Raw genomic sequence first — 12203 nt, forward strand, 5'->3', positions numbered from 1 at the left:
TCAGCTCGCGCTCAGCAACTCCCGTACCGGCCCGTCCGGCAGCAGCTCCTTGCAGGACTTCTCCGAGGCGGTGGTGAGGGAGTCGTTGACGCAGGTGTAGTAGTCCCGGTAGACGAACTGGACCGTGAAGGTGCTGACGACGAGGGCGAGGGCGAGGGCGGAGGTCACCAGGCCGCTGATGGCCGCGGTCTTCTGCGGGCGGCCGCTCGGCTCGGGGGCCGCCGGCCGGTCCGGGTCCGGTGTGCCGGGCTTGGCGCGCAGGGCGCTGATCGCCCAGTACATGGCCAGGGAGCCCAGCAGCAGCGCCACGTACGGCCAGGCGAAGAGGGCGAAGAAGAAGGCCCACATGCCGCAGAGCAGTGAGTACCGCGCGCGGCGCTGGACGGGGTCGGTCGGGTCCCAGCGCAGCCCGCTGCCCGGACCGCCCTCGGGGCCCTGGCCCGGACCGCCCGGACCGCCCGGACCACCGGGTCCGCCCTGGCCGCCGGGACGCTCACCGAAGGGCCCGCCGGACGAGCGGCCGGGCTGCCGGTCGCTCCACTGACTGCCCCACGGCGCATGACCCCCACCGTGGCCGTCACCGTGCCGGGCTCCGTCGTCGGAACCCTGGCCGCCCTCGGGCCGGCGCGGCTGCCACGGCCGGTCTGGCGTGCCCTCGGGCGGCGGCGCGAACGGATTGTCGTTCGAAGAGTCCGGAGAGTCCGGAGAGTTCGAGGAGCCCGAAGAACCTGAGCCCTGGCCCCGCCCGGGCTGCCCGGACTGCTCGGGGGTGTCCTCGCTCTCGCGCGGAGGCGTGGGAGAGGAACTCCGCTCACGCAGCAGGAGCGAAGGAAGGCGGAGGCTGCGGTCCGGCATCAGGAGTGCGTCTTCCCCTTGGTGAATACAGCGGTGAGTACGGCAGTGGATACAACCGTGAATACAACGGTGGATGCAACGGTGGTTACAGCGGTGAATTCTGCTGGCAGGGCATGAGGTGGGCCATGAGCTGTCACTCCGTGAACGCCCCACACACCGACCGCGTTCCCGAGCCCGCTCCTCGCAGACGCTACCTTCCGGCCACGCCCCCGTCCCACGGGGGCCGACCGGTGTGCCGGTATCGTTGCTGACGGTCGGCCGCTTCGTAGACTTCCCCGTATCGGGGAACGTGAAGCATTCGTACGAAGGTACAAGTGCGAACTCGGCGGACCTGGATGTTCCCCGTAAAACCCGCAGAAAGGGCCTCATCGTGGCCGCCAAGCCCGTGGCCAAGCGCCTCGTCGTGCTGGTCTCCGGATCCGGCACCAACCTCCAGGCGCTGCTGGACGCCATCGAGACCACCGGCGTCGAGGCCTACGGCGCCGAGATCGTGGCCGTCGGAGCCGACCGCGGCGGCATCGAGGGGCTCGCCCGGGCCGAGCGCGCCGGACTGCCGACCTTCGTGTGCCGGGTCAAGGAGTACGGCGCCCGGGACGAGTGGGACGCGGCGCTCGCCGAGGCCGTGGCCGCGTACGAGCCCGATCTGGTGGTCTCCGCCGGGTTCATGAAGATCGTGGGGAAGGAGTTCCTGGCGCGGTTCGGTGGGCGGTTCATCAACACCCATCCGGCCCTCCTCCCCAGTTTCCCGGGGGCCCACGGTGTGCGGGACGCGCTCGCGTACGGCGCCAGGGTCACCGGCTGCACCGTCCACTTCGTCGACGACGGCGTCGACACCGGGCCGATCATCGCGCAGGGCGTGGTGGAGATCCGGGACGAGGACGACGAGAGCGCTCTGCACGAGCGCATCAAGGAAGTCGAGCGAAGGCTGCTCGTCGATGTCGTGGGGCGGCTCGCCCGCAACGGCTATCGCATTGAGGGACGAAAGGTAGTTATCCAGTGACCGCCGACAGCACTGTCACGGCCGAGAGCGGCAAGCGGGGCATCCGTCGCGCGCTCGTCAGCGTCTACGACAAGACGGGCCTCGAAGACCTCGCGCGCGGTCTGCACGAGGCCGGCGTCGAGCTCGTCTCCACCGGTTCCACGGCCGCCCGTATCGCCGCCGCCGGTGTGCCCGTCACCAAGGTCGAGGAGCTGACCGGCTTCCCCGAGTGCCTGGACGGCCGGGTCAAGACCCTGCACCCCAAGGTGCACGCGGGCATCCTCGCCGACCTCCGGCTGGAGGACCACCAGCGGCAGCTCGCCGAGCTGGGCGTACAGCCGTTCGACCTCGTCGTGGTGAACCTCTACCCGTTCCGGGAGACCGTGGCCTCCGGCGCCACCCCCGACGAGTGCGTCGAGCAGATCGACATCGGTGGCCCTTCGATGGTCCGCGCCGCCGCCAAGAACCACCCGTCCGTCTCGGTGGTCACCAGCCCCGCCCGGTATGCGGACGTCCTCGCCGCGGTCCAGAACGGCGGCTTCGACCTCGCCACCCGCAAGCGGCTCGCGGCCGAGGCGTTCCGGCACACGGCCGAGTACGACATCGCGGTCTCCTCCTGGTTCGCGTCCTCCTACGCGCCGGCCGACGACTCGCAGTTCCCGGCCTTCCTCGCCACCAGCCTGGAGCGCGCGCACACCCTGCGCTACGGCGAGAACCCGCACCAGCCCGCCGCCCTCTACACCGCGGGCACGGGCGGCCTGGCGGAGGCGGAGCAGCTCCACGGCAAGGAGATGTCCTTCAACAACTTCACGGACACGGACGCCGCCCGCCGTGCCGCGTACGACCACACCGAGCCGTGCGTCGCGATCATCAAGCACGCCAACCCGTGCGGCATCGCGGTCGGCGGGGACGTCGCCGAGGCGCACCGCAAGGCGCACGCCTGCGACCCGCTGTCCGCGTTCGGCGGTGTCATCGCGGTCAACCGCCCGGTGTCGAAGGAGATGGCCGAGCAGGTCGCGGAGATCTTCACCGAGGTCATCGTCGCGCCGGACTACGAGGACGGCGCGCTGGAGGCCCTCGCCAAGAAGAAGAACATCCGTGTGCTGCGCTGCCCCGACGGCCCCCAGCACCCCGTCGACGTCAAGCCGATCGACGGCGGCGCCCTCCTCCAGGTGACGGACCGGCTCCAGGCCGACGGCGACGACGCCGCCAACTGGACCCTCGCGACCGGCGAGGCCCTCTCCGCCGGCGAACTGGCCGACCTGTCCTTCGCCTGGAAGGCCTGCCGCGCGGTCAAGTCCAACGCGATCCTCCTCGCCAAGGACGGCGCCTCCGTCGGCGTCGGCATGGGCCAGGTCAACCGCGTCGACTCCTGCAAGCTGGCGGTGGAGCGGGCCGGGGCCGAGCGGGCGCAGGGATCGTACGTCGCCTCGGACGCCTTCTTCCCCTTCCCGGACAACATCGACGTCCTGGCCGCCGCCGGCGTCAAGGCCATCGTCCAGCCCGGCGGTTCGGTCCGCGACGAGCTGGTCGTCGAGGCCGCCCAGAAGGCGGGGATCACGATGTACTTCACGGGGACGCGGCACTTCTTCCACTGAGCCGTCCCGCTCCGCGTTCGCGACGGCCGAGGGCCCGCCGGTGACTTCCGGCGGGCCCTCGGCCATGTCCCGGGCCGTGTCCTCGGCCGTTCTTCTGGCCGTCTGACGGCCGGTGCTATGTCGAGCTGCGCAGCGCCGCCCAGGTGTTGGTGCCGACCTGGCCGTCGACCTCCAGGTCCTTGGCGCTCTGGAACTGCCGGACCGCCGCGTCGGTGTCCTTGCCGAACTTGCCGTCCACACCCGAACCGCCGACGCTGTAGCCGCGCTTCTGGAGCATGCACTGCACCTGCACGACGCGTTGGCCCTCGTCACCGCGGTCGGTGAGCTCCGTGCCGGAGTAGTACGTGCACTGGGAGATCCAGGCCGGGGTGGCGGGCTTCGTCGCCGTCCTGGTGGGCGCCGGCGTGGGGCTCGCGGCGCTGTCGCCGCCCGAGGAACCGCCGGAGGTGGGGTCGACCGCGTCGGTGGCAGCGGGGTCGGCCGTCTCGCGAGTGGCGTCGGGGGAGGCACTCTCCCCGTCCTCCCCGCCTTTCCCGTCCTTCTCCTTCCCCTCTTCCTTCTCCTCCTTGTCCGTGGAGGGGGAAGGCGAGCCGGACGAGCCGGGCAGCGGGGACGCCGCATCGCCGTCGGGGGCCGTGCTCGTGCCGGCGGTCGGCGCGGCGGACACGGAGTCGTCGGTCGCCGGACGCGTGAGGAAGAACGCGCCCGCGGCGACGGCACAGACCGCCAGCGCGGCTACGACGACGAAGTACGGCTTCTTCCGCCGGGGCTGGGAGGGCGGTGTCGGAGCCGGTGTGGGCGGAGGTGAGGGTGTGGGCATCGGTGTCGGTGGGCCGTACGCCCCCGCCGGCGTGGCCGGGCCGAAGCCCGGTGTCGGTGTCGGTGTCGGCATGGGGGACTGGCCCCGAGGCGCGGGCGCGGGCGCGCGGAAGTGGCCGGTCTGCTGGGTGGTGGCGTGGGCCAGTAGCTCGCAGGACCGCTGACGGGCGACGAGGCGGGAGTTGAGGGGACCGGGCCAGGGGAGGCCGCCGCCGTGGGTGCCGGCGGCCGTGGTGGCGGCTTCGACGAGGTGGGCCGGGGTGGGGCGGTCGGCCGGGTTCTTGGCGAGGCAGGCGGTGAGGAGGGCGGCCAGCGCCGGGTCGGCGGCGATGAGGTCGGCCATGATGTCCGGCTTGGGTTCCTCGAAGGCGACCCGGTGCATGACGTCGACACCGGTACCGTTGCCGAAGGGGGCGTGGCCGGTGACGGCGTACACGAGCGTGCCGGCGAGGGAGAAGACGTCCGAGGCGGCGTCGCAGCGGCCGTCCCTGAGGTACTCGGGTGACATGTACGCGGGCGTGCCGACGCGGCTGCCGGTGATGGTGATCGCACTGCTGTCGGCGGCCTGCGAGATGCCGAAGTCGATGACGTGGACGCCCTCGGCGGAGAGGAGGACGTTGGACGGCTTGAGGTCCCGGTGTACGACTCCGGCGGCGGCCAGCGCCGACAGGGCGCGGCCCAGTTCGCCGACCAGCCGCCAGGCCCCGGCGGGGGCGAGGGTGCCGCAGTCGCGGACCGCGTCGGCGAGGTTGAGGCCGGGGAGGTACTGCGTGGCCATCCACAGCAGTTCCCGCCCGTGGCCGTGCTCGCCGTCACCCTGGTCCGCGCTCGCGCTCGCGCTCTCGTCCTCGAAGCCGGTGCCGAGCAGCCGTGGCGCGTACGGTGTGCGGACCCGGTCGTGCACCCGGGCCTCGCGCTGGAAACGGCGCCGGAACTCGGTGTCCTCGGCGTACTCGGGCCGGATCACCTTCACCGCGGCGAGCCCCGGCCCGTCGTCTGCGGGCCGCGCCAGATAGACCCGGCCCATGCCGCCGCTGCCGAGCAGTCCGAGCGGTACGTACGGCCCGAGGAGGCCTGGGTCCGACGGCTTCAGCGGGGTCGCGCCCGCCTGCTCCAGTGCGGCGTTCCCGGACGCCGGGGAGTGGGGCGGCGGCTCGGGCCGCTGGTCTGACATGGATCCCCCGAGTGGTGGTCTCTCTGGTCGTGCGCTGCCTCAACGGTCCCTTGGGCCACGCGAGTTGACGAGAGACTACCGTGCGGGCGATGCCGGGAACGGGCCGTCGGTCCTGGACCGGCGGCCCGTTCCCGGCTCAGCGGTTTCTGCCGGCGTTCAGCAGTTCTTGCTGACGACGTCCTTCCACTGCTTGTTCTTGCCCGTGTACGACTTGCCGTTGAAGTGCACCGGCTTGCGGTGCTTCTCGGTCGGGGTGCCCTTGGCCAGGTAGCGCTGCTCGTAGTGCAGGTGCGCCCAGTCGCCACTGTTGCCGCCGGTGGCGCCGATGCGGCCGATCTGCTTCTTCGCGGCGACGGTCTGGCCCACCTTGACGTACTTGGTGGCCTTGTCCTTGAGGTGGTAGTACGCCGTGTACCAGCCGCTGCCGTGGCTGATGAGCAGGACGTTGCCGGCGCCCTTGTCGTAGTAGGCCTTGACCACCTTGCCCTTGTAGCCGGGGAAGACGGCCTTCCCGGAGGAACCGGTGTTCCCCTTCACCACCAGGTCGATGGCCGGGTTGTGACCCCAGGTGTTGATCTGCCAGTGCGTGTTGCACTTGAACGGCATCTGGAACTTCGGCTTCGCGGCCGCGGCGGCCACCTCACCCTGGGGTGCCGCCGCCGTTGCCGTGCCACCGGCCGTCAGACCGAAGGAGAGTGACAGAGCGGTCGCGGCGAGCGCGACGGCCGTCCGGCGACGTACGGGCATAGCTGTTGTCATCATCGTTTTCCCCGTTTTCCCCGTTGCTTTCAGTGCTTTCAGTGCTTTCCGTACTTGCTGTGAACGCCTCAAGCATCTGTGCGCGGGCGCCGACCCGGTACCTCAAAGGTCATAGGGTCATGGCTCAGCAGTTCGCCACCCATTCGTGGGAGCGGAGAACCAGGCCGTCCGGATAATTGACCTTGGCGGTCTCCTGCACGCAGCCGAACGGATCCTTCCGGTTGACCGAGCGGAAGAGCTGGACGTCGTCGTGCGGGTCACCGGTGTAGCCGTTGTTGAAGGCCGATTTGGGCTGGGTGTGCTTCGCCCAGTCGCAGGTGATGTTCCCGCCGAGCCAGTCGTCGTCGTACTCGTACCAGGCGCACATCTCGCCCTGGCCGTCCGTCTTCGTGAAGAAGCAGACGTCCCCCTTGTCGCAGCGCGCGTACCCCTGCGGGGCGGGTTCGCGCATGGCCAGCAGACCGGCCGCGGCGAGTGATACGGCCGTGACCGCCGCGAGTCCGCCGAGCAGGGCGGGGTGGGGGCCGCGCCGCGGCTGGAGGCGGGGGAGCCGCGGGGAGCGGGCCGCCCCCGCCGCCGTCTCGACGCGGCGGAGGAGGGACTGCGCGGTGTGCGGGGCGCGTGCCGCGTGGGTCGGGGCCAGACAGTCGGTGACGATCTCCCGCCAGGCTTCCGGGAGTTCGGGGGACAGCCGTAGTTCCTCCCGGCCGCTCGCGTAGCGCAGGACCGCGTCGCGGCGGGCGGGCGGGGTGGCGCCCGGGAAGGGCGCGCATCCGGTGAGGACGAGGTGGGCGAGGATGCCGAAGGCCCAGATGTCGGCGGTCGGGCGGGTCTGGTGGCCTTGCTCGCCGACCTCGGCCCAGAGCAGCTCGGGCGCGGTGTAGTCGGGGGTGTTGAAGGCGGGGGAGTAAGCGTGTGTGCCGTTCAGCTCGGCGGCCAGGTTGAAGTCGGCGAGCCGAACCGAACCGTCCGCCATCAGCAGGACATTGGCGGGCTTGAGGTCGCCGTGCACCCAGCCCGCGTGGTGCAGATGCGCCACTCCCTCGCAGATCTGGGCGAGCAGCGAGGGCCCGCCGGGCAGCGCGACGGCCCGCCGCCCCCGCGCCCGGTCGGTCAGCCGTTCGATCAACTGGTCGAGGGAGCCCTCGGCGCGTTCCAGTACGAGGACGGAGGCGCCGTCGAGGAGGGGGTCCGACGGGTCGTCCACGGTGAGCGTCTCGTACATACGGATGAGGCGCGGACGCTGGAGCCGCCGCAGCAACTCCGTCTCCCGCTCGGCGAGTTCCTGAAGGTGCCGCAACTGGCGCGGGGTACGTGTCCCCGTCGGATGGAACTTCAGCGCGGCCTCGGCGGGCAGCCCCTCGACGGGCTCCACACACCGGGCGAGATACACACTCCCGAACGCCCCGGACGCGAGGGGCTCCCGCACCTCCCAGGCGCCGACGCGGTAGCCCTTCGGGACGGGGACGGCGAAGGGGGCGGTTTCGTGGGCGGAGCCGGAGCCGGAGCCGGAGCGGGAGCGGGAGCGGGAGCCGGAGCCGGAGTTTGGGCGCGGGCCGGTGCCCGAGCCTGACCTGGTGCCTGAGCCTGGCCCCGCGCCCGCGACCGACCCCGGCCCCGATGCCGTGTCCGTGCTCGTGGCTGATCCCGTGCTCGATGCCGAGCCTGACTCCCGTCCTGACCCCGGCCCTGATCCCGGCGCCGTGGCCCACTTCTCGCCGGGCCTCTCCCCGCGCGGCTTCTCCGTGTTCATCGGTCCGTGCCGCCCTTCAGGAGTGTCAGGTCGTGTTCGCGGACGAGGTCGAAGCGGAGGGCGAGGGAGACGAGGCGCTCCTTTTTGCCGTTGAGGCGGGGGCCGGCGCCGGGGGGTGTGGAGTCCGGGGCCGGTTTGAGGCGTAGCTTGACGGCCAGGTAGTCGATGTTCCACTGCACCGAGGTGCGGGACACCGACTCCCAGGTGGGGCGGAGCAGTTCGACCAGTTCGTCGGCGGTGGCGAGCGAGGCGTGCGGTTCGCCGCGCAGGCGTGGGGCGCACAGGGCGACCAGCACCTGGAAGTACCGCTTGCCGCGGTCCAGCGGGAACGCGGAGGCGGTCGGCGGCCCGGCGCAGGGGCCGATGTGGTCCAGGAAGTCGTGGCGCGGGGCCCAGACGTCGAAGCTGAGCAACTCGTTGCCGGCCGGCAGCACCACGCGCGAGAACTCGAACGGCACCGGCGCGTCCAGCCGCCCCGGAGTGATCTTGATGTGCTCGCCCGCGCCCTCCGGGTTCTCGACGACGTACGTCTGCGCGCGGCTCAGATTGCTGAGCGTCCAGTAGGCGCCCGTGGCCGTGATCTCGCCCGCCTCCCGGGACACACCCTCGTGCGGAATCGTCAGATGCGGGGTGTCGGGCCGTGCCGTACGGCCGAACGGTAGGGACTGGCTGGGCGCGAGACGGATCTGGTCGGCCGGACGCGTACCGTCCGTCGGCACGACGATGATGCTGTGCATGACTGGTTTCCTCCCCCGAGGCAGACATGGGCACGTCAGGCTAGGGGGAGGGGGTGTGTAAGCGCCGCAGGGCAGGCTTATCCGGCGTTTCCCGTATGAAGCGGTAGATATGGCCATGGGGATGACACCCGCGCCGGTGGGCGGGGCCTGCCTGGCGTGAACGCGCCGAAGGGCCGTACCCCCCTGCGGAGGCACGGCCCTTCGAATGCTCGGCGGCTCAGTAGCGCGGGCGGTTGAACCACGCCTTGCCGTTCGCGTTGCCGGTGAAGACGGCTATCAGGATGCCCAGCACCAGGTGGACCAGGCCGATGAGGAAGAACGGGAAGACACCCAGGACCGCGGTGATGATGCCGAAGACCAGCGCGGCGACGCGTACGCCGTTGCCGCCGCTCTTGAACTTCACGGCCAGCATGATCGCGTAGACGAGCCAGGCCGTCGCGAAGATGGCGATCGCCACCATCTGGCCGACGGGAATGTTTCCGAGCGCCTCCGCGAGCGCGGGGTCCTCGGTGCTGTCGCTGGCCGCGCTCACACCGACCGCGCCGATGCCGTACAGAAGCACGCCGATCGCCTGTAGGCCGACGATGACCCAGAGCATGATGCGGGCCGCGTTGACCGTGCTGGGCATGGTCTCGGGTGCGTTCGGATAGCCGCCGTACCCCTGGGAGACAGGAGGGGCGGTCGGGTAGCCGTAGCCCGGCTGCTGGGGCGGGGTCTGCTGCGGGTAGCCGTAGCCCGGGGCGGGGGGCTGCTGCGGCTGCTGCTGGGGCTGGCCGTAGGGGTTGTTCGGGTCGCCGTAGCTCATGGCGGGGTTTCCTCCGTTGCCTGGTGCGGGGACGCGCGGCACGGGTCGGAGGAATGCCCTGAACTGGTGAAGTGGTCACGCCCCCCGGCAGTGCCCGCGGCACTGTTGTCCAATCGTTTTATATGCCCGGTCGGATGTCCAGGGAGATTCCTCGGGTGTTGTGCAAGTGCAACACATCCGATCTTGCAGGGCGGGGGTCGGGCCGCGTCGGGCAGGGTCGGTACGGGTGGGTAAGGGCCACCGTCGACGGCGGATACGGGTCGGAGCTCGCCTTCGGAAGCGGTCGGGGGGCGGTCGGGAAGCGGCGGGAGAAGTGGTGGGAGGGGCGGTGGGAGGAGCGGTGGGAGGAGCGGTGGGACGTGTCCGGCAGGTGACCGGATTGGAACCCGGACCCGGTCATCCGCGAAGATTGGACCCATGACCGCCCAGATTCTCGATGGCAAGGCCACCGCAACCGCGATCAAGTCCGACCTGACCGCCCGCGTGGCGGCGCTGAAGGAGAAGGGCGTCACGCCCGGACTCGGCACGATCCTCGTCGGGGAAGACCCCGGCAGCCAGAAGTACGTCGCCGGCAAGCACCGCGACTGCGCGCAGGTCGGCATTGCCTCCATCCAGCGCCAACTGCCCGCGACCGCCACCCAGGAGGAGATCGAGGCGGTGGTGCGGGAGCTCAACGAGGACCCCACCTGCACCGGCTACATCGTCCAGCTGCCGCTCCCCAAGGGCATCGACGAGAACCGCATCCTCGAACTGATGGACCCCGACAAGGACGCCGACGGCCTCCACCCGATGAACCTCGGGCGCCTCGTCCTCAACGAGCCCGCCCCGCTGCCCTGCACTCCCAACGGTGTCCTCACCCTCCTGCGCCGGTACGGCGTCGAGATCAAGGGCGCCGAAGTCGTGGTCGTCGGCCGCGGTGTCACCATCGGCCGCCCGATGCCGCTGCTCCTCACCCGGCGCAGCGAGAACGCGACGGTGACCCAGTGCCACACCGGCACCCGTGACCTGTCCGCCCACCTGAAGCGGGCGGACATCATCGTCGCCGCCGCCGGCTCCGCCCATCTGATCCGCGCGGAGGACGTGAAGCCGGGCGCCGCCGTCCTCGACGTCGGCGTATCCCGCTCCGCCGAGGGCAAGATCGTCGGCGACGTCCACCCCGACGTCGCCGAGGTCGCCGGCTGGATCTCCCCCAACCCCGGCGGTGTCGGCCCGATGACCCGCGCCCAGCTGCTCGTCAACGTGGTCGAGGCGGCGGAGCGCAGTGTCGGCTGACGGCAGGGCGGAGGCGGCGGAGATGTCGGCGACGGACGCGGTGGACGCGGTGGACGCGGAGGGAACGGCGGACGCGGCGAACGAGGCCGACGTCAAGGCCAAGGCCAAGGCCAAGGTCGAGGCCAAGGTCGAGGTCGAAGCCGAGATCGAGGTCCGGGATCCGATCAGCGTGCCCGACGTCGACGGCAAGCCCGTCCGTGCCACCCGGCGCTTCCCGATGTTCACCAAGGACACCGCACGCCCCGAGGGCGGTGGCCGCGCCGCACCCCGTGAGGCGCCCGCGCCCGTCCGGCAGTGGCCGATCCTCGTCGTGCTGTGCACCGTGGGGCTCGGGCTGCTGCTCACCGCGCTGGACGTGTTCCGGGTCGGCACGATCCTGATCGGGGCCGCGCTGCTCGCCGGCGCGGTTCTGCGCTGGGTCGTGCGGGACGTCGGCATGCTCGCCGTCCGCTCCCGCTTCACCGACATGGTCACGTACATCGTCCTGGGCGCCGCCATCGTGCTGCTCGGGCTGATGGCCCAGCCCGAGCCGTTGCTGGAGATCCCCATCCTGAAGGACACCCTGCACTTCACGGTGGGCGACGAGGCCGGCTGAACCCGCTGCCCGGCACACGCGACGGCGGCCCGTCCCCTCCCCCGAGTAAGGACGGACCGCCGTCGCGCTCCACATTCCTGCACGGCGAACGCCCTGTTCAATACCTGTCAGGCCGCTGTGGCACGGAAGTGACCATTCCGCCAAGGTGTCCCCGCCGGGCCACGCCGGCGGCACCTGCGCGTCACCACTGCGGAGGGACCTACGGGACCTGCGAAACCTGCGAAACCTGCGAAACCTGCGGGGCCGGCATCCGGACCGGCATCCGGACCGGCATCCGGACCGGTGGGAACCGGTCCGCCCACCACGCTCGTCACCTGCTCAGACCCGCCTTGAGCCGAGGAGGCAGCCGATGAGCGCCTGGCAGCCGCTGCCGGACGATCTCCCCCCTGAGGTACAGCATTTCGTGGAGCAACTGCGCCTGCTGAAGGACCGCACGGGACTCAGTCTCGTCGCGCTCGGCGCGCGCACGGCGTACAGCAAGTCCTCCTGGCAGCGGTACCTCAACGGGACCCAGCCCCCGCCCCGGCAGGCGGTCGTCGCCCTGTGCCGCGTCGCGGGGGAGGACGCCGAACGCTTCGGGGTGCGCTGGGAACTGGCCGTACGGGCCTGGCCGCGCCCGGCGGCACCGGCCGCGGTTCCCTCGGCCCAGTCGCCGGACACCACCGGGGCGGGGGTGGCGGCGGATGTGTACGAGGACGATCCCACGCTCCCGTGGTGGGACACCCCCGCCGAGCAGCCGGAGCCTCGCCCGCCCGGCCGTATCGCCCTCTACGCGGCGCTCGCCGTCCTCGTCGCCCTGGTCCTCGTCGGCGTCGCGCTGACAGGGGCCGTCACCCTGGAGTAGCACCCCGGAGTGA

At 71.4% G+C, this 12203-nt stretch carries 11 protein-coding genes; 5 read left to right on the top strand and 6 right to left on the bottom strand.

The genetic code is table 11. The features are described 5' to 3' along the window. A complete protein-coding gene (locus tag I8N67_RS07895; RefSeq protein WP_200301876.1) occupies positions 1-855 on the bottom strand; it encodes a hypothetical protein in 855 nt (284 codons plus the stop codon). Between the two features lie 370 nt (positions 856-1225). On the opposite strand from I8N67_RS07895, the gene purN reads away from it, so the two are divergent. Continuing rightward, entirely contained in the window at positions 1226-1855 is a 630-nt protein-coding gene (gene purN / locus I8N67_RS07900; protein ID WP_200301877.1) for a phosphoribosylglycinamide formyltransferase, read from the top strand. Then, complete coding sequence (gene purH / locus I8N67_RS07905) at positions 1852-3432, top strand: bifunctional phosphoribosylaminoimidazolecarboxamide formyltransferase/IMP cyclohydrolase (protein WP_200301878.1); 1581 nt, start codon at positions 1852-1854, stop codon at positions 3430-3432. Before purN ends, purH begins: the two co-directional genes overlap by 4 nt. Positions 3433-3547: 115 nt before the next feature. Here purH and I8N67_RS07910 read toward each other — a convergent pair whose 3' ends face one another. The 5 genes from I8N67_RS07910 to I8N67_RS07930 form a co-directional block, all read right to left on the bottom strand. After that, entirely contained in the window at positions 3548-5425 is a 1878-nt protein-coding gene (locus tag I8N67_RS07910; protein WP_200301879.1) for a serine/threonine-protein kinase, read from the bottom strand. A 156-nt stretch (positions 5426-5581) separates the two neighbouring features. Beyond that, positions 5582-6172: a M23 family metallopeptidase gene (locus I8N67_RS07915; RefSeq protein ID WP_200301880.1), complete on the bottom strand. Its 591-nt coding sequence runs from the start codon at positions 6170-6172 to the stop codon at positions 5582-5584. 136 nt (positions 6173-6308) lie between these two features. Continuing rightward, on the bottom strand, positions 6309-7613 hold the full coding sequence (locus I8N67_RS07920; RefSeq protein WP_200301881.1) for a protein kinase domain-containing protein: 1305 nt from the start codon (positions 7611-7613) through the stop codon (positions 6309-6311). A 320-nt stretch (positions 7614-7933) separates the two neighbouring features. Further along, positions 7934-8674, bottom strand: a complete 741-nt coding sequence (locus I8N67_RS07925) for an FHA domain-containing protein (RefSeq protein ID WP_200301882.1) — start codon at positions 8672-8674, stop codon at positions 7934-7936. Positions 8675-8891: 217 nt separating this feature from the next. Then, positions 8892-9479 (bottom strand): hypothetical protein, encoded by a 588-nt coding sequence (locus I8N67_RS07930; protein ID WP_200301883.1) that lies wholly within the window; start codon positions 9477-9479, stop codon positions 8892-8894. Between the two features lie 417 nt (positions 9480-9896). On the opposite strand from I8N67_RS07930, the gene I8N67_RS07935 reads away from it, so the two are divergent. The 3 genes from I8N67_RS07935 (at position 9897) to I8N67_RS07945 (ending at position 12190) form a co-directional block, all read left to right on the top strand. Then, positions 9897-10751 carry a bifunctional methylenetetrahydrofolate dehydrogenase/methenyltetrahydrofolate cyclohydrolase gene (locus I8N67_RS07935; RefSeq protein WP_200301884.1) on the top strand — a complete coding sequence of 285 codons (855 nt, stop codon included), beginning with the start codon at positions 9897-9899 and terminating at the stop codon, positions 10749-10751. Continuing rightward, a complete protein-coding gene (locus I8N67_RS07940) occupies positions 10741-11346 on the top strand; it encodes a DUF3017 domain-containing protein (RefSeq protein WP_307835179.1) in 606 nt (201 codons plus the stop codon). The genes I8N67_RS07935 and I8N67_RS07940 overlap by 11 nt, the downstream gene beginning before the upstream one ends. Positions 11347-11695: 349 nt before the next feature. After that, positions 11696-12190, top strand: coding sequence for a helix-turn-helix domain-containing protein (locus I8N67_RS07945; RefSeq protein ID WP_200301885.1), 495 nt, complete (start codon positions 11696-11698; stop codon positions 12188-12190). Positions 12191-12203: the final 13 nt, after the last annotated feature.

Source organism: Streptomyces adelaidensis, assembly GCF_016598475.1.
GTDB lineage: Bacteria > Actinomycetota > Actinomycetes > Streptomycetales > Streptomycetaceae > Streptomyces > Streptomyces adelaidensis.

Bases quoted from the DNA above. Each gene is read 5' to 3' on its own strand.
- I8N67_RS07895 (WP_200301876.1), bottom strand. From the start codon at position 855: ATGCCGGACCGCAGCCTCCGCCTTCCTTCGCTCCTGCTGCGTGAGCGG.
- I8N67_RS07910 (WP_200301879.1), bottom strand. From the start codon at position 5,425: ATGTCAGACCAGCGGCCCGAGCCGCCGCCCCACTCCCCGGCGTCCGGG.
- I8N67_RS07915 (WP_200301880.1), bottom strand. From the start codon at position 6,172: ATGCCCGTACGTCGCCGGACGGCCGTCGCGCTCGCCGCGACCGCTCTG.
- I8N67_RS07925 (WP_200301882.1), bottom strand. From the start codon at position 8,674: ATGCACAGCATCATCGTCGTGCCGACGGACGGTACGCGTCCGGCCGAC.
- I8N67_RS07930 (WP_200301883.1), bottom strand. From the start codon at position 9,479: ATGAGCTACGGCGACCCGAACAACCCCTACGGCCAGCCCCAGCAGCAG.
- I8N67_RS07935 (WP_200301884.1), top strand. From the start codon at position 9,897: ATGACCGCCCAGATTCTCGATGGCAAGGCCACCGCAACCGCGATCAAG.
- I8N67_RS07945 (WP_200301885.1), top strand. From the start codon at position 11,696: ATGAGCGCCTGGCAGCCGCTGCCGGACGATCTCCCCCCTGAGGTACAG.